The organism is Tardiphaga sp. (assembly GCF_025356345.1).
Taxonomy (GTDB): domain Bacteria; phylum Pseudomonadota; class Alphaproteobacteria; order Rhizobiales; family Xanthobacteraceae; genus Tardiphaga.
Genome location: NZ_JANXTC010000291.1, coordinates 1 through 22,358 on the forward strand (window position 1 = coordinate 1; position 22,358 = coordinate 22,358).

A 22,358-nucleotide genomic window follows, 5' to 3' on the forward strand; every position below is an offset into this window, starting at 1 on the left:
GCGCGCGCTGCGACATTTTAGCCGTCCCGTCCTTTAACCGCTCTAACTGCTTGCGTGCTGGCATATCGCATACCAAAGTGACAATGAGGTAGTGCTTCACGTTTAAATTGAAAGCACGCCCGGGGAGGATGATGGCCGGCAAACCCTTCGGGGGACTGCCGCCGCATGTGCCGTGATGCAAGCATCCAGTCTGACATATTGCCGATTGTCCGAACAACTGATCCGTTCGGTATCGCGTCCCGCGGCCTCCTCGCGCGCGGCGGTTCGCGGCCGCATTCTCAAAATCTGAAGGAACGTTCCGCCACGCCAACGACGATTGAAAGTCGACGCACGATCGACGCGATCACACGAATGGGAGAGAAACATGAAACGTTCAGCCTCTTGTCTCGCAATTGGCGCGGTGGCGTCCTGTCTCGCGGCGATGACCGGTCCGGCCCTCGCGGCCTGGGAGCCGGTGCGCCCGGTGGAATTCATCGTCCCTGCCGGCACCGGCGGCGGCGCCGACCAGATGGCGCGTACCATCCAGGGCATCGTCACCAAGCATAATCTGATGAAGCAGCCGCTGGTGGTCATCAACAAGTCCGGTGGCGCCGGCGGCGAAGGCTTCCTCGACGTCAAGACCGCCAATAACAATCCGCACAAGATCATCATCACCCTGTCGAACCTGTTCACGACGCCACTCGCCACGGGAATTCCCTTCAACTGGAAGGATCTCACCCCGGTTGCGATGCTGGCGCTCGACGAGTTCGTGCTCTGGGTCAATGCCGACAAGCCCTACAAGGACGTCAAGGAATACATCGCCGCCGTGAAGGCCGCCCCCGCCGGCTCGATCAAGATGGGCGGCACCGGCTCCAAGCAGGAAGACCAGATCATCACGGTCGCGATCGAAAAAGCCGTCGGCACCAAGTTCACCTATATTCCCTACAAGGGCGGCGGCGAAGTCGCGGTGCAACTCGTCGGCAACCACGTCGATTCCACCGTGAACAATCCGATCGAAGCGGTCGCCCAATGGCGTGGCGGCAAGGTACGGCCACTCTGCGTGTTCGATAGCAAGCAGATGAACTATGACGAGCCGGTCGCCGACGGCAAGGCGTGGAAGGACATCCCGACCTGCAGGTCACAGGGCATCGACACCGATTATGTGATGCTGCGCGGCATCTTCATGTCGCCGAAGGCCAGCAAGGACCAGATCGACTATTACGTCGAGCTGTTCAAGAAAGTTCGCGCCACGCCGGAATGGCAGGATCTGATGAAGACCGGCGCCTTCAACCCCACCTTCATGACCGGCGCTGACTACACGGGCTGGGTCGAGAAAGAGGAGAAGCGCCACGAGGCGCTGATGAAGGAAGCCGGCTTCCTCGCGCAGGCCAATTGATGCGACGCCGTTGACGCGCGGCCCTCAACATCCGACCAATTCCTGGCGCCTGGCTACGTCGCCAGTCGCGGACAGGCATCTGCTTCAAGACCCGGAGCTTCTATGACAGCGCATCATTCACGCAACGCCGGCCCGACTCACAAATCCGTCGAAGCCGGATTCACCATTGTGATCGGCATCTTCGGCGCCATCGTGGTGTACGGCAGCATCAAGGCCGGCATCAACTGGGGCGCCGAAGGCCCCCGCGCCGGCTTTTTCCCGTTCTATGTCGGGCTCTTCATCATCATCTCCAGCGCCGTCAATCTGTGGAATACCATTCGCGATGCCGACGTCGCCCTGTTTGCCGAATGGAACCAGCTGCGCCAGGTCTTCAGCGTGGTGTTCCCCACCGCCATCTACGTCGGAGCAATGCCGTTCACCGGCCTGTATCTGGCATCGATGGTCTTCATCGCCTGGTTCATGCGCTGGCTGGGAAAATATCCGTGGCCGATCATCGCGGCAATTTCCCTCGGCATGCCGATCGTCACCTATTTCGTCTTTGAGCGCTGGTTCCTGGTCCCGCTGCCCAAGGGCCCGATCGAGGAATGGCTCGGTCTGTAGTCTCGTCGCGGTCGTAGGTCGCTTCTGTCAGCAGGTTTTCGAGGACTATCGAAATGGAAGAAATTGCCAATCTGTTCCAGGGCTTCGCGGTCGCGCTGCAGCCTTTCAACATCGCGGTCATGATTCTCGGCATCGTGCTCGGCGTGGTGATCGGCGTGTTGCCGGGACTGGGCGGCGCCAACGGCGTTGCCATCTTGCTGCCGCTGACCTTCAGCATGCCGCCGACCTCCGCGATCATCATGCTGTCCTGTATCTACTGGGGCGCGCTGTTCGGCGGCGCCATCACCTCGATCCTGTTCAACATTCCCGGCGAGCCATGGTCGGTGGCCACCACCTTTGACGGCTACCCGATGGCGCAGCAGGGCAAGGCCGCCGAAGCCCTCACCGCCGCCTTCACCTCGTCCTTCGTCGGCGCGCTGTTCGCTGTCATCATGATTACCCTGGTGGCGCCGCTGGTCGCGAGCTTTGCGCTACAATTCGGGCCGGCGGAGAAATTCGCGGTATACTTCCTGGCCTTCTGCAGTTTCGTGGGGTTGAGTAAAGAGCCGCCGTTCAAGACCATCGCGGCGATGATGATCGGCTTCGCCCTGGCAGCCGTCGGCCTCGACTCCATTACCGGTCAGTTGCGCCTGACATTCGGCTCCACGGAATTGCTCGGCGGCTTCGACTTCCTGATCGCGGTGATCGGCCTGTTCGGCCTTGGCGAGATCTTCCTGACCATGGAGGAAGGACTCAATTTCAAGGGAGGCAAGGCCAGGATCGACATGCGCGTCGTGATCAAGACATGGAAGTCGCTGCCACGTTACTGGGTGACGTCGCTGCGCTCCTGCGTGATTGGCTGCTGGATGGGCATCACGCCCGCCGGTGCCACCCCCGCCTCCTTCATGAGCTACGGCATCGCCAAGCGCATGTCGAAACAGGGCCATAATTTCGGCAAGGGCGAAATCGAGGGCGTGATCGCGCCGGAGACCGCGGCGCACGCCGCCGGCACCGCCGCGCTGCTGCCGATGCTGTCACTCGGCGTGCCCGGTTCGCCGACCGCGGCGGTGCTGCTCGGCGGGTTGCTGATCTGGGGCCTGCAACCCGGCCCGATGCTGTTCGTCGAGCAAAAGGAGTTCGTCTGGGGCCTGATCGCCTCGATGTATCTCGGCAACCTCGTCGGCCTGATCGTGGTGCTGACCTGCGTACCGCTGTTCGCCGCGATCCTGCGGGTGCCATTCAGCATCATCGCGCCGCTGATCCTGGTGCTGTGCGCCATCGGCGCCTACTCGGTACACAACAGCACTTTCGACGTGGTGATGATGCTGGTGTTTGGCCTGATCGGCTACGCGCTGAAGAAATGTAACTATCCCCTGGCCCCCCTGGTGCTGGCGATCGTGCTCGGCGACAAGGCGGAAGAGGCGTTTCGGCAGTCGCTGCTGGGCTCGCAGGGCTCGCTCGGCGTCTTCTTTTCCAACACCCTGGTCAGTTCGATCATGATCATCGGCCTGATCGCCTTGTTCTGGTCGGTGATCTCCAACGGCCTTTCCCGGCTACGACCCGCGAGGGCACAAGCGGCGCAATAGTCCGCGCGCCGATTTCTCGGCCTGCTTCAATACGACGCCAGCGGTTAGAACCGCTGGCGTTTTCTGTTGTCGTTGCGGGCACGGTTGGCGGTATGTGCATTGGCATTTACTGCGACAAGACGGCAAGATTCTCCTTGTCTACTGGCATATCATATACCAAACTGCTGGGAGCAGAGCGCCACAAAAACAGAATGGCGCCTCGGGAGAAACATATGACGGATGCAGTGCACGGGGCGACGCCGACAACCGCGCGGGTAAGTGACGCGTATCGATGGACGCAATTGGCCATCGGCGTCGGCGCGATGGTGATGATCGCCAACTATCAATATGGCTGGACGTTCTTCGTCCCCGACATCCAGAAGAGATTCGGCTGGGACCGCGCCTCGATCCAGTGGGCCTTTACCTTGTTCGTGCTGTTCGAAACCTGGCTGGTACCGATCGAGGGCTGGTTCGTCGATAAATACGGTCCGCGTCTGGTGGTGCTGATCGGCGGCATCCTGTGCGGCATCGGCTGGGCGATCAACGCCCAGGCGGAAACCCTCAACGGATTCTATCTTGGCATGATCGTCGCGGGCATCGGCGCCGGCGGGGTCTACGGCACCTGCGTCGGCAATGCGCTGAAGTGGTTTCCCGACAAGCGCGGCCTCGCGGCCGGTATTACGGCGGCCGGCTTCGGCGCCGGCTCCGCACTGACCGTGGCGCCGATCCAGGCCATGATCGCAGGCTCCGGCTTCCAGACCACCTTCCTGTATTTCGGCGTTGGCCAGGGCCTGATCATTATCATCCTGTCGTTCTTCCTGTTTGCGCCGAAGGCGGGTCAGACGCCGCCGGTGACGCAGAATGCCAACGTCATCCAGACCCGACGCAACTACACCCCGACCGAGGTGATCCGCCATCCGATCTTCTGGCTGATGTACTTCATGTTCGTGATCGTCGGCGCCGGTGGCCTGATGGTGACGGCGAATTTGAAGCCGATCGCGGCCGACTGGAAGATCGACAATGTGCCGGTGACGCTGATGGCGGTGACGATGACCGCGGTGACCTTCGCCGCAACCATCGACCGCGTGCTCAACGGACTGACGCGCCCGTTCTTCGGCTGGATCTCCGACATGATCGGCCGCGAGAATACGATGTTTATCGCCTTCGGCATGGAAGGCATCGGCATCTACGCGCTGTATATGTGGGGCCACGATCCGCTGTGGTTCGTGCTGCTGTCGGGCTTCGTGTTTTTCGCCTGGGGCGAAATCTACTCGCTATTCCCGTCCACCTGTACCGACACCTTCGGCTCCAAGTTTGCCACCACCAATGCCGGACTGCTGTACACGGCAAAGGGCACCGCGGCGCTGCTGGTGCCCGCCGCGAACTACATGCAGCAATCATCGGGCAGCTGGGACACCGTGTTCCTGATCGCGGCCGGCGCCAACATCCTGGCCTCGCTGCTGGCGATCCTGGTACTGAAGCCATGGCGCAAGAGCGTGGTGGCCAGGGCACTGGCCTGAACACCCACCCCACAAGCAAGAGCAAGAGCGAACGCCCGGCCGAAAGGTCGGGCGTTTTCATGTCGGCCTGTCGGGAAGAATAGCCCGCGGCATTGGCCACGCCTTTCAAGGGCGCCGAAAATGACGCCCGAATGGCAGCTGCGCCGCGGCATCACGGCGTTGTCACGCCGCGTTCGCAACCGGCGAAAAGATCGGCTTGCATGCTGGAATATATTATACCAGTTTCCGCAAAGCAGTGCTTGCGACCATCCGCCGCATGAATGCGACAGTGAGTCACACAAAAAGCGCGCATCGGCGCCTGCCGTTGAAACCGGGCCGTCCGGCAGCTTCGGCGCTGGCATGCCAGTGATCTCCGACCATGCCTGAAACACGCGCGACCGGTACAGGCTCGCGGGTGAATATGTAAGTTTTACTGACATTTTGGGGGCAGCAGTTGGAAGCTGCGCAAGAGAACGCGTTGACAATTGGCATACTGTATACCAATAATGGAGATACAGACGGTCCTGAACCGCCAGATTCAAGGGAGAGTACGATGAAGGTCGGAGACATCCTGCGTCACAAGAGCACTCGCATCGCCACGGTTCGGATGAACGAAACGGTTGCCATCGCCGCGCAATTGCTGCGCGCCGGGAACATCTCGGCCCTCGTGGTCAAGGACGTCTGCCGCACCGAGGGTAACACCGCGGTCGGCATGTTTTCCGAGCGCGACGTGGTGCGCGCCGTCGCCGAGCATGGCGCTGCCGGGCTCGCGCTCAAGGTCGCCAACCTGATCTCGGTGCAGCAACTGATCTCCTGCCGCTCCACCGACACGCTCGAACATGTCCGGCATCTGATGAACAGAAATCATATCCGCCACGTGCCGGTGATCGATGATCACACGTTGATCGGCGTGATCAGCATCCGGGACATCTCGACGGCGCTAGAGCACGACAGCGTGGAAGCGCAGCAGTCGGCGGTGGCATAGCCCCTAACAGTCGTTCCGGGGCGCGAGCGCACCAGCGCGAGCTAACCTCAGCCACTCCAATTAAAGTGGGGGGGAACCTCGACATGAGGCGATGAACATTTCGGGATTCCGGGTCTGCTCGCAACTGGCGTTGCTCGCATCCCGCAATAACGGCCAGCGGCAACCGCCATCCGCGCATAGTTTACACGCGTGCGCCCGATGGACATTCGACTGCCGCGGCGGCATCCTCTCCCCAACAGTAAACAACGTGCGCCATCCGTGCGCCGGAATATCTGGGGAGAGATCATGATCAAGACCCGTTTTACCGAACTCGTTGGCGTGGAGCACCCGATCGTGCAAGGCGGCATGCAATGGGTCGGTCGTGCCGAGCTGGTCGCCGCCGTTGCCAATGCCGGCGCGCTCGGGATGATCACCGCGTTGACCCAGCCGACGCCGGAAGATCTGACCCGGGAGATCGCGCGCTGCCGCGATCTCACCGACAGACCGTTCGGCGTCAATCTGACCATCCTGCCCTCGATCAATCCGCCGCCTTACGCGGAGTACCGCGCGGCCATCATCGAAAGCGGCATCAAGATCGTCGAGACCGCCGGCAACAAGCCGCAGGAACACGTCACCGAATTCAAGAAGCACGGCATCAAGGTGATCCACAAATGCACCAGCGTTCGCCACGGCCTGTCGGCCGAGCGGATGGGTGTCGATGCCATCTCGATCGACGGCTTTGAATGCGCGGGCCATCCCGGCGAGGACGATACGCCGGGCCTGATCCTGATCCCGGCCGCGGCCGACAAGATCACGATTCCGATGATCGCCTCCGGTGGTTTCGGCGATGGCCGCGGCCTGGTGGCGGCGCTGGCGCTGGGCGCCGAGGGCATCAACATGGGCACGCGCTTCATGTGCACCAAGGAAAGCCCGATCCATCAGAAGGTGAAGGAGCGCATCGTCGCCAATGACGAGCGCGAGACCGACCTGATCTTCCGCACCATGCGCAACACCTCGCGCGTGGCGCGAAATGCGGTGAGCCAGCAGGTGGTGGCATTGGAGAAGCAGGGCGCGACCTTCGAACAGGTCCGCGAACTGGTCGCCGGTTCGCGCGGCAAGTTGGTCTATTCGTCCGGAGACGCCGAGGACGGCATCTGGTCGGCCGGCCAGGTGCAGGGCCTGATCCACGACATCCCGAGCTGCGAGGAGCTGGTCTCGCGTATCATGCGCGATGCCGAGGCCATCATCCGCTCGCGGCTGGAATCAATGCTATCAGGCGGCCAGCGCCAGGCCGCTGAATAATTTTATGGAAACGAGAACATCCTGATGAAAGCCTATGTCTATGGCAGCGGAGGCCCGGCCATCGCCGACGTCGCCAAACCAACCCCGACCGGCACGCAAGTGCTGGTCCGCGTCCGCGCCTGCGGGCTGAACCGTGCCGATCTCGGCATGACCAAGGGCCATGTCCATGGCAGCGCCGGTGGCGCCGGCACCGTGCTGGGGATGGAATGGGCGGGCGAGATCGCCGAGCTCGGGCCGGACGCAAACGGCGTCAAGGTTGGTGACCGGGTGATGGGCTCCGGCGCCGCCGCCTTTGCCGATTACACGCTGGCGGATCATGGTCGCGTGTTCCAGCTTCCCGCCAGCGCCAATATGAGTTGGGAGCAGGCCGCCACCCTGCCCGTGGCACTGACCACCATGCACAATGCGCTGGTGACCAATGGTGCGCTGCAGCAAGGGCAATCGGTGCTGATCCAGGGCGCCAGCTCCGGCGTTGGCCTGATGGCGATGCAGATCGCCCGGCTGAAGGGCGCCAGGACCGTGATCGGCTCGTCCACCGATGCGGCCCGGCGCGACCGCCTGAAGGAGTTTGGCGCCGACCTGGCGATCGACTCACGGGACCCGGGCTGGGTCGATCAGGTGCTGAAAGCGACGGATGGAAAGGGCGTCGATCTGATCATCGACCAGATCTCCGGCCCCGTCGCCAACCAGAATCTGCAGGCCACCAAAGTCCTGGGCCGCATCGTCAATGTCGGCCGGCTCGGCGGCACCCATGGCGACTTCAACTTCGACCTCCATGCCGCGCGCCGCATCCATTATATCGGCGTCACCTTCCGTACCCGCTCGGTGCAGGAAGTCCGCGATATTTTTTCCGCCGTTCGCGCCGATATCTGGCCGGCGGTGGAAGCCGGCACGCTGAAACTGCCGATCGACAAGGTCTACCCCTTCGCCGAGATCGGCGCGGCGTTCGATCACATGGAAGCCAACGCGCATCTCGGCAAGATCGTGGTGACGCTGTAGGACGGATCAGCCAAAGCCAGCCCCATCATGGTGCGACCTGCGAACTATTGGCAGAGCCAATGGTTCGCAGGTCGAAGCACTTCAGGAAGCCTGGATTGCTTCGCCGCGAGAGCTCCGCGCAATGACCGGGAGGACTCTACACGATCTTTCCAAACACCGCGCCGATGCCCGCGGTCAGTCCCATCGCCAGCGCGCCCCAGAACGCCACGCGCAAGGTTGGCAATAGCAGCCCTGCCCCGCCCGCCTTGGCGCCGACGGCGCCGAGCAGGCACAGGAACAGCAATGCTCCCGCCGAGACCATCGGCACCAGATAGGCCGTCGGCGCGACAAGAACCAGAAGCAGCGGCGCCAGCGCGCCGATCGTGAAGGTCGCCGCCGATGCCAGCGCCGCCTGCACCGGCCGAGCGGTGCTGATCTCGGAGATTCCAAGTTCGTCCCGGGCATGCGCGCCGAGCGCATCCTTCACCATCAATTGCCTCGCCACTTCACGGGCCAGGCCATCCTCTACGCCGCGCTGGATATAGACCTGAGCGAGTTCTTCCCGCTCGAAGTCGGGATCCGTCGCCAACTCGCGCCGTTCGCGCTCGAGATCGGCGTGTTCCGTATCCGACTGTGAACTCACCGAAACATATTCACCCGCCGCCATCGACATCGCGCCCGCGACCAGTCCGGCCACGCCGGTCAGCAACACATCGCTTTGCGACGCGTTCGCCGATGCCACCCCGACGATCAGACTCGCGGTGGAGATGATGCCGTCATTGGCACCCAGCACCGCGGCACGCAGCCAACCGATCCGCGAGACGAGATGGTTCTCAGTGTGAAGTCCGCGCATGGATGACCTTTTCAAATGCAGTTTCGGCACAGCGGCCCGCAATCCGGTACATCAGCCATTCTCGACACGCGGGCCCTGCAATGCCGACCTTACCGCGTCGGCTGCCGACTAGCCACCAATGCATGTTGATATGAATCAAATGAGCAGACCGTTGGTTTGCTAACGCTACGCTCTCGTGTCGGAAGCCCGGCGGATACGGAGTTCAGGATGTCACATATGCGACGCATACTTGCGATCGTTGTTACGTCACTACTGGTTTCGACGGCGTCCTATGCGCAGACCGTCCTCATTCCCGGCTCGCTCAAGGGGCTTGGCTCGATGGGCCCCGTTGGGGTGAAGCGCCTCTGTGCGCCGCTCTCCATCGGCCTTTACGAATGGAAAATCGGGTGGGTAGCGCGCCTGCTGCAGCCGTCCGAAACCCAGGCGGCATTGCTGCGGAGCCTGGCTGACGATTCAGCGCGCGCGCGGCAGGTGATCGCGGCAGCCTGTGCCGATGCCGGCGTCAGGACCACGATCGGCCAACTCGAAACCATGGAGCGGCGGCTGCAGGGCCTGACCGAGGCCGTGTCGCTGATCCGCCCGGGCTATGAACAATTCTACGCATCGCTCGACGGCAGGCAACGAGCGCGGCTGGAAGCGCTTGGCCCCGCCCGCGTCGGCTGGCGCTGGTAATGCTGTGGTCTCCGCGGCGGGAAGTGTAAGTCAGATCAGATGCCAATCTTCAATTCATCGAGGCGCTACGGCGCGGTAACGCAGTCGTTTCATTGGGCGACCGTCGCGCTTGTCGCTGTCGCCTGGCTTCTCGGGATCTTCGGCGACGATTTGCCGGGCAAGCCCGCGCAGACGGCGGGGCTCTTGGTTCATATGGGCACTGGATTGCTGATTGGTCTATTGACCGTCATGCGCCTCAGCTGGCGCGGCATTGATCCACCCCTGACTGAGACTGCCAGCTCTACCGGCGTCGCGCATTGGCTGCATCTGGCATCCCGGCTGACCCATCTGGGACTGTATGGCCTGCTGATCGCCGTACCGCTCCTCGGCATCGGCGTGCAGTTTGCGCGAGGCAACAGCCTGCCGATCTTCGGCCTGTTTCAGATCGTCTCACCCTGGGTCGCCGATCGGGCGCTCGCGCGCACGATCAAGGAAATTCACGAATGGCTGGCCCATGCGCTGGTGGTGATCGCCCTGTTGCATGCGGCGGCGGCGCTGCTGCATCACCGGGTAGCGGGCGACCGCACATTGCTGCGCATGCTACCCGGCAAGTAGACGACGCCGCGCCATGGGCCGGTGACATCACGCATATGGGGATTCGGGGTGACGGTGCAGCCTGTCGACGCCAAGGACAATACCCCGCATCTCATGCGGTCGCTGACTCTGACGCATGCGGTGCTTTACGGTCTTGGCGTCACCATCGGGGCCGGCATCTATGTGCTGGTCGGTGTCGCCGCCGGGCGCAGCGGCATGCATGCGCCGCTGGCCTTCCTCGGCGCGGCGCTTGTGATGTCCTTCACCGCCGCGACCTTCGCCGAGTTGGGGACGCGCATGCCGGTGAGCGCCAGCGAGGCGGCCTATGTCGAATCGGCGTTTCACCGCGGCTGGTTCAGCCTGGCGGTCGGACTGCTGGTGGTGGCGACGGCCACCGTGTCGGCCGCGACCATCAGCGCCGGCAGTGCCGGCTATATCGCGGTGTTCGTGCCGGTGCCGGCCGTCTGGATCATCACCGGCGTTGTATTGGCAATGGGCGCCGTCGCCTGTGTCGCGACCGTGCATTCGGTCTCCTTCGCGGGCCTGATGACGGTGGTTGAAGTCGGCGGGCTGGTCCTGATTATCATCGCGGGCATGACCCGCGGCAGCGAGGTGATCTCCCGGCTTCCCGAGATGTGGCCAACCATGCGGGATACGATGGCCTGGACCGGCATCGCCAGCACCTCGCTGATCGCGGTGTTCGCCTTCATCGGATTCGAGCATCTGGTCAATGTCGCCGAGGAGATGCAGCAGCCGAACCGCACGCTGCCGCGCGCGCTCTTCTTCACGCTGGGCCTCACCGCACTGATCTATGGCCTGATCGTGTGGATCGCGGTGATCGCGGTCCCGCCGGCGGAACTCTCCCGCTCCCCGGCACCGCTGGCGCTGGTGTTCGAGCGCCTCACCGGGCTTCCGCTGGTGACGATGAGCGCGATCGCCATCATCGCCACACTCAACGGCGTCATCGTTCACATCATCATGATCGGACGGGTGCTGTACGGATTGGCGGATCAAGGCAACCTGCCGAAATTTCTGACACGGCTCAATCCGGTGACGCACACACCCATTGTCGCGACCATGATCGGCGTCGGGGCGATTTTGATCCTTTCCCTGGCCGTTCCCCTTGTCGGCCTGGCCGACCTGACGTCCCGCCTGACGCTTGTCATCTTCGCCATCGTCAACGTCGCGCTGATACGGATCAAGCTCCGAGGGGATCAGGTGCCGCCAGGCGCGTTCACCTGCCCGCTGTGGACGCCGTTCGGCGGCCTGATCACCAGCATCGCGCTGCTGGTGGCCGACCGGATGCCATGGTAGGGCGGCTGGCGTTGTCTGTGGCGGCGCAGGCTTCTCATCGCGCGTCCCGCAAAATCATCTCGGCGGCCTTCTCGGCAATCATGATGACCGGCGCGTTGGTGTTGCCCGACACCAAATCCGGCATGATCGACGCGTCGACCACGCGCAGGCCCTCGATGCCGCGCACGCGCAGCTGCTGATCGACGACGGCGAGCGGATCATTGCCCATCCGGCAGGTTGAGGTCGGGTGATACACCGTGCTGCCGCGCTGCCGGCAATAGGCCAGCAATGCCTCATCGCTGACCACCGCCGCGCCCGGCTCGACCTCGTCGACGACGAATGGTTTCAGCGCCGGCGCATGCAGCATCCGGCGCAGGATCTTGAGGCCTTCGACATTCGCGGTGCGGTCGGTTTCGGTGGCAAGATAGTTGATGCGGATTTCCGGCGGCACCGACGGATCGGCACTCTTGATGCGCAGCGAGCCTCGGCTTTCCGGCCGCAACTGGCAGACCGAGGCCGAGAAGCCGGAATAAGAATGCAGCGCCTCGCCCATCTTGTCGGTCGAGAATGGCAGAAAATGAATCTGGATATCCGGCGTCGCCAGCCGCGCATGGGTCTTGAAGAACGCGCCCGCCGTCCCGGCGGCAATGGTCAGCGGCCCGGTGCGGAACGCGGCGTAGCGCAGCGCCATCATGGTCTTGCGCAGCGGATGGTTGACGATGTCGTTCAGCGTGATCTTTTGCGCGCAGCGCATCACCATCCGGACCTGCATGTGATCCTGCAGATCGTGGCCGACGCCCGGCGCGTCCAGCACCATGTCGATGCCATGCTGGCGCAGCAGTTCCGCGGGACCGACGCCGGACAGTTGCAGCAATTGCGGGGAGTTGTACGCGCCGCTCGACACCAGAACTTCCCGGCGCGCGCGCGCCTGGCGCGTGATGCCGTTCTGCCGGTATTCGATTCCGACGGCGCGGCGTCCCTCGAACAGGATACGTTGTGCCAGCGCCTCGGTCTCGACGCGAAGATGCCCCTGACGCTGCGCGGTGCGCAGATAGGCCACCGCCGTCGAGGCACGGCGGCCGCGCCGCGTCGTGGTCTGGTACAGGCCGACGCCTTCCTGCGACGCGCCATTGAAATCCGGATTGAACGGCAGCCCGGTCTCGACCGCCGCGGCAATGAAGGCGTCCGACAGCGGATCGGGATGCCTGGTATCCGACACCGGCAGCGGCCCGCCGACACCGTGGAACGCATCGGCGCCGCGCTGCTGGTTCTCCGCCTTCTTGAAGAACGGCAGCACGTCATCATAGCCCCAGCCGGTATTGCCCTGCTGGCGCCAGCGGTCGTAATCCTCGTGCTGGCCGCGCACATAGAGCAGGCCATTGATCGAACTCGAGCCGCCCAGCACCTTGCCGCGCGGCTGGAACACCGAACGTCCGTCCAGGCCCGGCTCGGGCTCGGTCTGGTACATCCAGTTGACGGTCTTTTCCTTGAACAGCTTGCCATAGCCGAGCGGCACGTGGATCCAGATGTTGCGGTCCTTCGGGCCCGCCTCCAGCAACAGCACCGAATATTCGCCGGACGCGGTGAGCCGGTTGGCCAGCACACACCCCGCCGACCCGGCGCCGACAATGACGTAATCGAATTCGTCGGTGGCAGCTGCGCGTGTGGACGCCTTGTTTTGACTCATGATTTCCCCAGCTCGGCTTTTTATGTCGCGATGACCGGAACTGCCGAAGCCCCGGGCGATTTCGCGATCAGACCAGAACTCGGATGCCGGAGCAACGCGGCACGCCGCGGCTCGATGCGAGAAACGCGATTCTGGCTCGGCGACGCGTCACTGTCAGAGCGAGTTGCGTGCCAGGTCACAGACGTTCGCGATTCGGACTCACGCGATGCTGGCAACTAGCGAAAACTATCCTCTGGATAGAATTTATTTCACGTTAACGTTTCGTTGACTCTCGACACTCCGGACAAAGTGGATTCATATCATTTTACGATTCGAAGTGGGCGGGGCAGTCTTTTCGAGTATGTGCAAACTGGCATTCCGAGGGGGCTAAGGCATGGCGCGTGCAAACGCGGCGGACGCATGTGTTCAATCCGATTCAATCAAGGGATTGGCACAATCGATCGCGAAACCGGCCTATCACCGGCTTCTGATAGCAGAGCCCGCGCTGCGACGCGCGGTCCCCACTTTGATCATCGCTTTCCTGATCACCATTTTCTTCGGCGCCTTCGTTCAGGTTCTCGACCAGAGCCGGCAGAAACAGGGATCGATGAAGCGCGATCTCGCCGCGCTCGCCGATCTGCTTGGCGAACGGCTCGACCGAGTAGGCGCGATCCGGCAGGATCGTCCAGCATCGGTCGAACGGCTGCAAAGCCTGCTGCCCGGCCTGATTCCGTCCTGGGGCATTTCCGCGGGGCGCCACGTCATCGTGCTCGGCGCCGATCAGCGCATCCTCGCCCGGGTGCCCATCGACGTGCCGCTGGGCGACACCAGCCGCATTCTTGACGTGCTGAGCGCCACGCAATCGGTGAGCGCGCAGACCCAGCGCACCGATGTAGTCGAGGTTATCCTGCCCAGCGGCAGCCATGCGATGGCCACCCAGCGCATCGTCAAGGCGCTGCCCGGTCAGGTCGTCATCATCCAGGAAAACAACGATGCGATCTGGCGCTCCGATGCCGCGCTCTCAATCACGCTATCGGCGACCACCGGATTCGTTGTGCTGATTCTCGGCTTCGCGTTTCACTGGCAGTCGACCCGCGCCCGCGAAGGCGACGCCATCAATGACGCCGTGCGCGGCCGCATCGATACCGCGCTGAACCGCGGCCGCTGCGGGTTGTGGGACTGGGACCTGTCGCGCGGCCGGATCTTCTGGTCGCAATCGATGTTCACCATGCTCGGACTGGAAAGTCGAAGCGACCTTCTGACCTTCGGCGAGGTCAACGCGCTGGTGAAGTCCGATGACATCAATTTGTTCGAGGTCGCCGACCAGCTGATCTCCTCGAAGCTCGACCACATCGACCAGACCTTTCGCATGCAGCACGCCAGCGGTCACTGGATCTGGCTGCAACTGCGCTGCGAGCTGAGCCAGGGCCAGGGCGACAGCGGCCAGCACCTGATCGGCATCGCCGTCGACATCACCGAACAAAAGAGCCTGGCCGAGCGCACCGTGGAAGCCGACGTGCGGCTGCGCGACGCCATCGAGACTATTCCGGAGGCGTTCGTGCTGTGGGACGCCCATGACCGACTGGTGCTGTGCAATTCGCATTTCCAGCGGCTGCACAAGCTGCCGGAAACCGCAGTGGCTCCGGGCACGTCCTACGAAACCGTGATCGAAGTCGGCAGCATGCCGGAAGTCCGCACCCGGCTGGCCGAAGCCGGCGCCGCCGAGCCCGGCGCGCGCACCTTCGAGGCGCAGATCGAGAATGGCAGCTGGCTGCATATCAGCGAGCGCCGCACCAAGGATGGCGGCTACGTCTCGGTCGGCACCGACATCACCCGCATCAAGGAACACGAGCAGAAGCTGGTCGACAATGATCTGCGGCTGCGTGCCACGGTGATCGACCTCAAACATTCGCAGACCGCGCTGGAGCAGCAGGCGCTCGAACTCGCCGACCTCGCGCAAAAATATTCCGACGAGAAGAACCGCGCCGAGGAAGCCAACCAGACCAAATCGAAGTTCCTCGCCAATATGAGCCACGAGCTGCGCACGCCGCTCAACGCCATCATCGGCTTCTCGGAAATCATGGGCAGCGGCATGTTCGGCACGCTCGGCTCGGACAAGTACCAGGAATACTGCACCGACATCCTGACCAGCGGGCACTACCTGCTGGAAGTCATCAACGACATTCTCGACATGTCGAAGATCGAGGCCGGCCGCATGAAGCTCGACCTCGAGCCGCTCGATCTGGCGCAGACGCTGTCGGAATCGCTGCGCGTGGTGTCGGGCCGCGCCAACGACAAGAACCTGACGCTGTCGGCCGACATCCAGGCCTACACGCCGGTCGTCGCCGACCGCCGCGCCATCAAGCAGATCCTGGTCAATCTGCTCTCCAACGCCGTGAAGTTCACGCCCGATGGCGGCCGCATCACGGTGCGTAGCCGGGTGTTGCGCGACAGCGTGGTGCTGATGATCGCCGACAGCGGCATCGGCATCGCCCCGCATTCGCTGAAGCGCCTCGGCCGGCCGTTCGAGCAGGTCGAGAGCCAGCTCACCAAGACCTATCACGGCTCCGGCCTTGGCCTTGCGATCGCCAAATCGCTGACCAGCCTGCACGGCGGCTCGATGCGGCTGCGCTCGCGGCTCGGCACCGGCACCGTGGTCTGCGTCTCGCTGCCGCGCGAGGGCGTGCGCAAGCCGGAACCGGTGTCGGCAGCGGCGTAGAGGCCGCCGGCAGCCTTGCCGCTGCCCTATCGGGCTTGATCGCAATGGCCGAACGGCCCTGCCATCGGCGCGATTGGACCCGCAGCGCCGATTGACCTAAAAAGCCCCGCAAAGCCGGCTCGTGCGCGGATCGGCGCATCACCCGCCTGCCAGCGCCGGCGCGGCGCTTCAAGGACCATCGTGTTGAATCCGGACGTGATCGAGAGAAAGGGCTGGTGTCCTGGTGCGCTGCGGCCGATGCCGAGCGGCGACGGGCTGATCGTGCGCGTTCGCCCGGTCATGGGGACACTGCGCCTGCGCGACCTGCTGGCGCTGGAGAGCGCCGCCGGGCGGTTCGGCAATGGCCAGATCGACCTGACTCGGCGCTGCAATCTGCAGATCCGTGGCGTCAGCGAAGCCACGCTGGCGCCGTTGCAGGCGGCGCTGCGCGAACTCGGCCTGCTCGATGCCGAAGTGGCCGCCGAGGCGGTGCGCAATATCATGGTGAACCCGCTCGCTGGCATCGATGCCAAGGCGACCGATATCCGCCCGGTCGCCCTCACATTGGGTGAGCGGCTGCGCGACGACCGCACACTGTGGAACCTGCCCGGCAAGTTCGGCTTCATCGTCGATGGCGGCGGCGCGCTCGATCTGGCGGCCGAGCGCGCGGATATCCGCCTGACCGCGGTCGATCCGGATGGTCATTTCGCGCTGGGGCTGGACCGGCCGGATGGCATCGAATGGCTGGGATGCGTCGCGGGTGATGCCGCGACTGACCTGGCCATGGCCTGCGCCACCGCCTTCATCGGTCTCAGCGGTTCCCGCCATGGCCGGATGCGCGATATCGGTGACCGGGACATCGCGACGATCCGCGCGGGCGTGGAAGCGCAGCTGGTGCCGCTGTCGCAAATCCCATCACACCATCTCCCGGCCGCCCGCGTCGGCCTGTTCGATCACGGTGCTTCGCAACTTGCTATCGGCTTCGCCGCGCCATTCGGCCGCCTCGAGCCGGAGCAGCTTGGCGCGCTCTCGACGGTCGCGTCGCAGGCCGGAATCACCGAACTCCGGCTGTCGCCATGGCGCGTGCTTTACGCGCCGGTGAATGATGCGCCGTCCGGGCGCCGCGGGCTCGAAGCCGCTGCAGCCGCGGGCCTGATCGTGGCGCCGAACGATCCGCTGCTGCGGATCGAGGCCTGCCCCGGCGCGCCGTCCTGCGCCTCGACCCGTCTCGACACCCGCGCCACCGCGCGAACCCTGGCAGCCCATTTTCCGCAAAACTTTTCCGGCACCGTCCATGTGTCCGGTTGCGCCAAGGGTTGCGCCCGATCCGCGCCATCCGATCTTGTGCTGGTCGGTGCGGGCGATCGCTTTGGCATCGTCCGCAACGGCACGCCGCGCGGCACCCTCGCAGGCGAGGTCTCGCTGGCCGAACTCGCCTCTCATCCCGATCAGATCTTTCGCTGCAAGGCACCTGCATGACCGAGCCACGCCCCTACATCCGCGATGGCGATGCGATCTACAAAAATTCCTTTGCGATCATCCGCGCCGAATCCGATCTGGCGCGTTTCGATGCGGTCGAGGAGCGAGTCGCCGTGCGTATCATCCATGCCTGCGGCATGGTTGATATCGCCGGCGACATCGTGATGTCCGCCAGCTTCGCGGATGACGCGCGCGCGGCGCTGCGCCGCGGCGCGCCCATCCTGTGCGACGCCAACATGGTGGCCCATGGCATCACCCGCAAACGGCTGCCGCGCCACAATGAGGTGATCTGCACGCTGACCGATCCATCGGTCGTCCCCCTCGCCGCCGACATGCACAACACCCGCTCCGCCGCCGCCCTCGAATTGTGGCGCCCGCATCTCGAAGGCGCGGTGGTGGCAATCGGCAACGCGCCGACCGCGCTGTTCCATCTGCTCGACATGATAGAAGGCGGCGCGCCGCGCCCCGCCGCGGTGATCGGCGTACCCGTCGGCTTCGTCGGCGCCGCCGAGTCCAAGGAAGCGCTGGCACTGCAGAAACTGGTGCCGTACCTAGTGGTGCGCGGACGTCGCGGCGGCAGCGCCATGGCGGTGGCCGCGATCAACGCGCTGGCGAGCGACACCGAATGACCGTGCTCGCGACCATCGCCGGCACCGCCACCGCCGGCACGCTATACGGCATCGGCGTCGGTCCCGGCGACATCCGCTACATGACCTTGCGCGCCGCGGGTCTGGTGCAAAGTGTCGATGTAATAGCGTTCTTCGCCAAGCGCGGGCTGCAGGGCAATGCCCGCGGCATCGTCGCGCCGCTATTGGCCGCGGGGCGCGAGGAGTTGCGGCTGGAATATCCGGTCACCAATGAAATCCCGACAGATCATCCGTCCTACAAGGAGCAGATCGGGCGCTTTTACGAAGCCAGCATGGACGCCATCGCCGCTTTGCTGCGGCAGGGCAAGTCGGTGGGCCTGCTGGCCGAGGGCGATCCGTTCTTCTATGGCTCGTTCATGCATATCTGGCGTCGCCTCGACACCCTGTTCCCGATCGAGGTGGTGCCCGGCGTCACCGGCATGTCGGGCGCCTGGAGCCGCGCGAACGCGCCGATCAGCTGGGGCGACGACGTACTCACCGTACTGCCCGGCACGCTCGACGAGGCGCAACTGACGCGCCGGCTCGGCGATACCGAGGCCGCGGTGATCATGAAGGTCGGCAAGAATCTCGCAAAGATTCGCCGCGCCGTCACCGCCGCGGGCCTGCTGGAGCGCGCGATCTATGTGGTGCGCGGTACGATGCCCGAGCAGCGCATCATGAAACTGTCGGAATGCCACGAAGAGGTCGCGCCCTATTTCTCGATGGTCCTGATTCCGGGCCAGGGGCGACGGCTGTGAGCGGCTCGCTGGTCATTGTCGGCCTCGGTCCGGGCGCGCCGGACTATCTCACGCCCGCCGCCGCGCGGGCGCTGGCGGAAGCCACCGACCTGATCGGCTACAGTGTCTATATCGATCGCATCCCGGTCAGCGACCACCCGCAGACGCGGCACGGCACCGGCAACCGCGTCGAGATCGACCGCGCGCGCCACGCGCTGATGCTAGCCGCCGAGGGCCGCCGCGTCGCCGTGGTGTCCGGCGGCGATCCCGGCGTGTTCGCGATGGCGGCGGCGGTGTTCGAAGCCGTGGCGGCCGGAGACCCCGCCTGGCGAAAGCTCGATATCCGCGTCGAACCCGGCGTCACCGCGATGCTCGCGGCAGCCGCCGAAGTCGGCGCGCCGCTCGGCGGCGATTTTTGCGCGATCTCGCTGTCAGATAATCTGAAGTCCTGGGCGACGATCGAGAAGCGACTTGCGGCGGCGGCCGACGGCGATTTCGTCATCGCGCTGTACAACCCGGCTTCGTCGGCGCGGCCGCACCAGATCAAGCTCGCCTTGGATCTGCTGCGATCAAGGAAAGCGCCGGACACCGTCGTGTTGCTGGTCCGCAATGCCGCGATGCCCGATGTCCGCGTCATCACCACGACGCTGGCCGGCGTCGATGCCAGCCTGGTCGACATGCGCACGCTGGTCATCATCGGCGCCTCCGCCACGCGGCTGCTCGCGCGCGACGGACACGCGCCCTGGGTCTACACCCCGCGCGGCGAACGCGACACGTTCTGATGCAACCCCCGCTCCAGCCACGCCATCGCGTCCACCGGATTGGCCAGCAACGTACCGCGCGGCTTGTGCGGCCTTGCTATCATGATGACGCGAAGGCCGCGCTGCCGCGCCGCGACGATCTTGCCGTAGGCCGCGCCGCCGCCGGAATTTTTCGACACGATGACATCGATCTTCTCATCATCGAGCAAAGCGGCCTCCGCCGCCTCGTCGAACGGCCCGCGCGCCAGCAGCACGCGCAGATCCGGCGGCAGCGCGACGTCACCGGGCGCATCGATCATGCGGGCAACGTAATGGTGCTGCGGCGCTGCGGCGAAGGCGCCGAGCTCGAGCCGCCCCATCGTCAGCAACACCCGACGCGGCACAGCTCCGAGCGCCGTCACGGCCTCTGCCGCGCTGGCGACGCCGAGCCAGTCATCGCCGGGCTGTCGCAGCCATGCCGGCCGGTCGATCGACGCCAGCGGAACATCGAGCTGCCGGCAGGCGGCCACGGCGTGGGCCGACATCCGCGCCGCGAACGGATGGGTCGCATCGATCACGGCTTCGGTGCGATGCTCGCGCAGCCACGCCACCAGCCCGTCGACGCCGCCGAACCCGCCACTGCGCAGCGGCACCGGTTGCGCCCCGGGATTCCGGGTGCGCCCGGCCAGCGACAGCACCACCTCGAACCGGCCGTCGGCGGCCAGCCGCCGCGACAGGTCGGAGGATTCGGTCGAGCCGCCAAGAACGAGAATACGCATCAGGATGTGCCGGATGAAAAATGAAGCCGCAACCTGCCCAATGCCGCGCTGGCTGTCCATCGTCGGGATCGGCGAAGACGGCATCGATGGCCTGTCGGCGATGGCGAAACGGCTCGTCGCCTCCGCCGAACTGGTGGTCGGCGGCGCCCGCCATCTCGCGATGGCCGATGTCTTGATCGCCGGACGCCGTCTTCCCTGGTCGAGTCCGCTCGATACGACGCTGCAGGACATCGCGGGACATCGTGGCCGCGCGGTAGTGGTGCTGGCCAGCGGCGATCCGTTTCACTACGGCATCGGCAGGCAGCTCGCTGCGTTGGCCTCGCCGGAGGAATTCATCTGCCTGCCGCAGCCCTCGGCCTACAGCCTCGCCGCGGCACGGCTCGGCTGGTCATTGCAGGATGTAGCCCTGGTGACGTTGCATGGCCGCGCGCTGGAGGGCGTGATCCGGCATCTGCAGCCCGGCGCGAAAATCCTGGCGCTGTCATGGGATGGCGCAACGCCGGCGAAACTCGCCGCGCTGCTTGCCGCGCGTGGCATGGGTGGCTCGCGCCTCACAGTGCTGGAAGCGATGGGCGGACCACGCGAAAGACTGCGCTCGACGATTGCTGCCGAATTCGACTTCGACGCGATCGATCCGCTCAACACTGTCGCCATCGAGGTAGTGTGCGCCCCCGGTGCGATGACGCTGCCTTTCACGCCCGGACTGGATGATTCCTGTTTCGAGAGTGACGGCCAGCTGACGAAACGCGAAATCCGCGCGATCACGCTGTCGGCGCTGGCACCGCGCGATGGCGAGCTGCTGTGGGATGTCGGGCTCGGTGCCGGTTCGGTGGCGATCGAATGGCTGCTGCGACATCCGTCGCTGCGCGCCATCGGCATCGAGGCGCGCGCGGATCGCGCCGACCGCGCCGCGCGCAATGCGGCTTCGCTCGGCACACCGGATTTGCAGATCGTGCAAGGCGACGCCCCCGCCGCGCTGCACGGGCTGGCCACGCCCGACGCCGTCTTCATCGGCGGCGGCATGGGCGACGACGGCGTATTCGAGGCGGTGTGGCGCGCGCTGAGACCCGGCGGACGGCTGATCGTCAACGCGGTGTCGCTGGAAACCGAATCCATCCTCGCAGACCGGTTTCGCGAACATGGCGGCGAGCTGATCCGGCTGCAAGTGACCAAAGCGGACCGCGTCGGCGCGATGTATGGCTGGCGGCCGGCGATGCCGGTGACGCAATGGCGGGTGCAGAAACCGTGATCGTCGCCGGCATTGGATGCGGACGCGGCACGCCGGCGGCCGAGATCGTCGCGCTGGTGGCAGCCGCGTTGAAACAGTTCGGCATCGCGCCGGGTGATCTCGCAGCCCTCGCGACCGAGCGCACGAAAGCCGACGAACCGGGCCTCGCAGCCGCCGCACAACAAATGGCGCTGCCGCTGCTGCGCAGTTCGGTCGAGCAGCTCGAAAGAGTTGCGGAGAAATTGCTGACGCACTCGGCGCGCGTGATGCAATTGACAGGCACGCCGTCGATCGCGGAAGCCGCGGCGCTGGTCGGCGCGGGACGCAACGCCAGACTGCTCGGCGCGCGCATCAGTTCAGGCAGGGTAACCTGCGCCATTGCGGAAGGTGAAGGCACATGACGGTCCATTTCATCGGTGCCGGTCCCGGTGCGCCCGACCTGATCACGCTGCGCGGACGCGACCTGATCGCCGCCTGCCCGGTATGCCTCTATGCGGGCTCGCTGGTGCCAAAGGCGTTGCTGGATCATTGCCCGCCCGGTGCAAGGATAAGCGATACGTCGGGCATGGCGCTCGACGACATCATGGCCGAACTCGCCTGCGCCGACGCCGCCGGGCTGGACGTGGCGCGGCTGCATTCCGGCGACCTGTCGATCTGGAGCGCGCTCGGCGAGCAATTGCGCCGGCTCGACGCGCTCGGCATTGCCTACACGGTGACGCCGGGCGTGCCGGCTTTCGCCGCCGCCGCCGCCG

At 64.8% G+C, this 22,358-nt stretch carries 21 protein-coding genes; 18 read left to right on the forward strand and 3 right to left on the reverse strand.

Translation table 11 applies throughout. The annotated features are described in order from the left end of the window. Window positions 1–364 precede the first annotated feature (364 nt). The 7 genes from Q0S16_RS17950 (at window position 365) to Q0S16_RS17980 (ending at window position 8,283) form a co-directional block, all read left to right on the forward strand. Window positions 365–1,375: a tripartite tricarboxylate transporter substrate binding protein gene (locus tag Q0S16_RS17950; RefSeq protein ID WP_295850844.1), complete on the forward strand. Its 1,011-nt coding sequence runs from the start codon at window positions 365–367 to the stop codon at window positions 1,373–1,375. 102 nt (window positions 1,376–1,477) lie between these two features. Beyond that, window positions 1,478–1,975 carry a tripartite tricarboxylate transporter TctB family protein gene (locus tag Q0S16_RS17955; protein ID WP_295850847.1) on the forward strand — a complete coding sequence of 166 codons (498 nt, stop codon included), beginning with the start codon at window positions 1,478–1,480 and terminating at the stop codon, window positions 1,973–1,975. A 53-nt stretch (window positions 1,976–2,028) separates the two neighbouring features. Continuing rightward, window positions 2,029–3,540, forward strand: coding sequence for a tripartite tricarboxylate transporter permease (locus Q0S16_RS17960; RefSeq protein WP_295850851.1), 1,512 nt, complete (start codon window positions 2,029–2,031; stop codon window positions 3,538–3,540). 212 nt (window positions 3,541–3,752) lie between these two features. Beyond that, entirely contained in the window at window positions 3,753–5,039 is a 1,287-nt protein-coding gene (oxlT, locus tag Q0S16_RS17965; protein ID WP_295850855.1) for an oxalate/formate MFS antiporter, read from the forward strand. 532 nt (window positions 5,040–5,571) lie between these two features. After that, window positions 5,572–6,003 carry a CBS domain-containing protein gene (locus Q0S16_RS17970; RefSeq protein ID WP_295850862.1) on the forward strand — a complete coding sequence of 144 codons (432 nt, stop codon included), beginning with the start codon at window positions 5,572–5,574 and terminating at the stop codon, window positions 6,001–6,003. 285 nt (window positions 6,004–6,288) lie between these two features. Continuing rightward, window positions 6,289–7,284, forward strand: a complete 996-nt coding sequence (locus tag Q0S16_RS17975) for a nitronate monooxygenase family protein (protein WP_295850867.1) — start codon at window positions 6,289–6,291, stop codon at window positions 7,282–7,284. 24 nt (window positions 7,285–7,308) lie between these two features. Continuing rightward, window positions 7,309–8,283, forward strand: a complete 975-nt coding sequence (locus Q0S16_RS17980) for a zinc-binding dehydrogenase (protein WP_295850870.1) — start codon at window positions 7,309–7,311, stop codon at window positions 8,281–8,283. A 136-nt stretch (window positions 8,284–8,419) separates the two neighbouring features. Here the strand turns inward: Q0S16_RS17980 and Q0S16_RS17985 are convergent, their stop codons facing one another. Further along, on the reverse strand, window positions 8,420–9,115 hold the full coding sequence (locus Q0S16_RS17985) for a VIT family protein (RefSeq protein WP_295850873.1): 696 nt from the start codon (window positions 9,113–9,115) through the stop codon (window positions 8,420–8,422). 216 nt (window positions 9,116–9,331) lie between these two features. Here Q0S16_RS17985 and Q0S16_RS17990 point away from each other — a divergent pair, with 216 nt between their 5' ends. The 3 genes from Q0S16_RS17990 to Q0S16_RS18000 are packed head-to-tail and all read left to right on the forward strand — an operon-like array spanning window position 9,332 to window position 11,674. Further along, entirely contained in the window at window positions 9,332–9,787 is a 456-nt protein-coding gene (locus Q0S16_RS17990) for a Spy/CpxP family protein refolding chaperone (RefSeq protein ID WP_295850875.1), read from the forward strand. 39 nt (window positions 9,788–9,826) lie between these two features. Next, window positions 9,827–10,381, forward strand: a complete 555-nt coding sequence (locus Q0S16_RS17995) for a cytochrome b/b6 domain-containing protein (protein ID WP_295850878.1) — start codon at window positions 9,827–9,829, stop codon at window positions 10,379–10,381. A gap of 48 nt (window positions 10,382–10,429) precedes the next feature. Beyond that, the gene (locus Q0S16_RS18000; RefSeq protein ID WP_295850879.1) at window positions 10,430–11,674 is read left to right on the forward strand and encodes an APC family permease; all 1,245 of its coding nucleotides are present in this window, start codon (window positions 10,430–10,432) and stop codon (window positions 11,672–11,674) included. A 34-nt stretch (window positions 11,675–11,708) separates the two neighbouring features. On the opposite strand, the gene Q0S16_RS18005 is transcribed toward Q0S16_RS18000, so the two are convergent. Beyond that, window positions 11,709–13,340, reverse strand: a complete 1,632-nt coding sequence (locus Q0S16_RS18005) for a choline dehydrogenase (RefSeq protein WP_295850882.1) — start codon at window positions 13,338–13,340, stop codon at window positions 11,709–11,711. A 373-nt stretch (window positions 13,341–13,713) separates the two neighbouring features. On the opposite strand from Q0S16_RS18005, the gene Q0S16_RS18010 reads away from it, so the two are divergent. The 5 genes from Q0S16_RS18010 (at window position 13,714) to cobJ (ending at window position 19,641) form a co-directional block, all read left to right on the forward strand. Further along, window positions 13,714–16,038 carry a PAS domain-containing sensor histidine kinase gene (locus Q0S16_RS18010; protein ID WP_295850885.1) on the forward strand — a complete coding sequence of 775 codons (2,325 nt, stop codon included), beginning with the start codon at window positions 13,714–13,716 and terminating at the stop codon, window positions 16,036–16,038. A gap of 195 nt (window positions 16,039–16,233) precedes the next feature. After that, window positions 16,234–17,496 (forward strand): precorrin-3B synthase, encoded by a 1,263-nt coding sequence (gene cobG, locus Q0S16_RS18015; RefSeq protein WP_295850888.1) that lies wholly within the window; start codon window positions 16,234–16,236, stop codon window positions 17,494–17,496. Continuing rightward, window positions 17,493–18,125, forward strand: a complete 633-nt coding sequence (locus Q0S16_RS18020) for a precorrin-8X methylmutase (protein WP_295850891.1) — start codon at window positions 17,493–17,495, stop codon at window positions 18,123–18,125. Before cobG ends, Q0S16_RS18020 begins: the two co-directional genes overlap by 4 nt. After that, window positions 18,122–18,880 (forward strand): precorrin-2 C(20)-methyltransferase, encoded by a 759-nt coding sequence (locus Q0S16_RS18025; RefSeq protein WP_295850894.1) that lies wholly within the window; start codon window positions 18,122–18,124, stop codon window positions 18,878–18,880. The genes Q0S16_RS18020 and Q0S16_RS18025 overlap by 4 nt, the downstream gene beginning before the upstream one ends. After that, the gene (cobJ, locus tag Q0S16_RS18030) at window positions 18,877–19,641 is read left to right on the forward strand and encodes a precorrin-3B C(17)-methyltransferase (protein ID WP_295850898.1); all 765 of its coding nucleotides are present in this window, start codon (window positions 18,877–18,879) and stop codon (window positions 19,639–19,641) included. The genes Q0S16_RS18025 and cobJ overlap by 4 nt, the downstream gene beginning before the upstream one ends. Here cobJ and Q0S16_RS18035 read toward each other — a convergent pair. Continuing rightward, complete coding sequence (locus tag Q0S16_RS18035) at window positions 19,608–20,378, reverse strand: cobalt-precorrin-6A reductase (RefSeq protein ID WP_295850900.1); 771 nt, start codon at window positions 20,376–20,378, stop codon at window positions 19,608–19,610. The two genes, cobJ and Q0S16_RS18035, sit on opposite strands and share 34 nt — an antisense overlap. Window positions 20,379–20,391: 13 nt before the next feature. On the opposite strand from Q0S16_RS18035, the gene cbiE reads away from it, so the two are divergent. The 3 genes from cbiE to Q0S16_RS18050 all read left to right on the forward strand — a co-directional run. Continuing rightward, window positions 20,392–21,627, forward strand: a complete 1,236-nt coding sequence (cbiE, locus tag Q0S16_RS18040) for a precorrin-6y C5,15-methyltransferase (decarboxylating) subunit CbiE (protein WP_295850903.1) — start codon at window positions 20,392–20,394, stop codon at window positions 21,625–21,627. Further along, the gene (locus Q0S16_RS18045; protein ID WP_295850906.1) at window positions 21,624–22,007 is read left to right on the forward strand and encodes a cobalamin biosynthesis protein; all 384 of its coding nucleotides are present in this window, start codon (window positions 21,624–21,626) and stop codon (window positions 22,005–22,007) included. The genes cbiE and Q0S16_RS18045 overlap by 4 nt, the downstream gene beginning before the upstream one ends. Then, a partial coding sequence (locus Q0S16_RS18050; protein WP_295850908.1) for an SAM-dependent methyltransferase occupies window positions 22,004–22,358 on the forward strand: 355 nt, incomplete at its 3' end. The genes Q0S16_RS18045 and Q0S16_RS18050, both read left to right, overlap by 4 nt.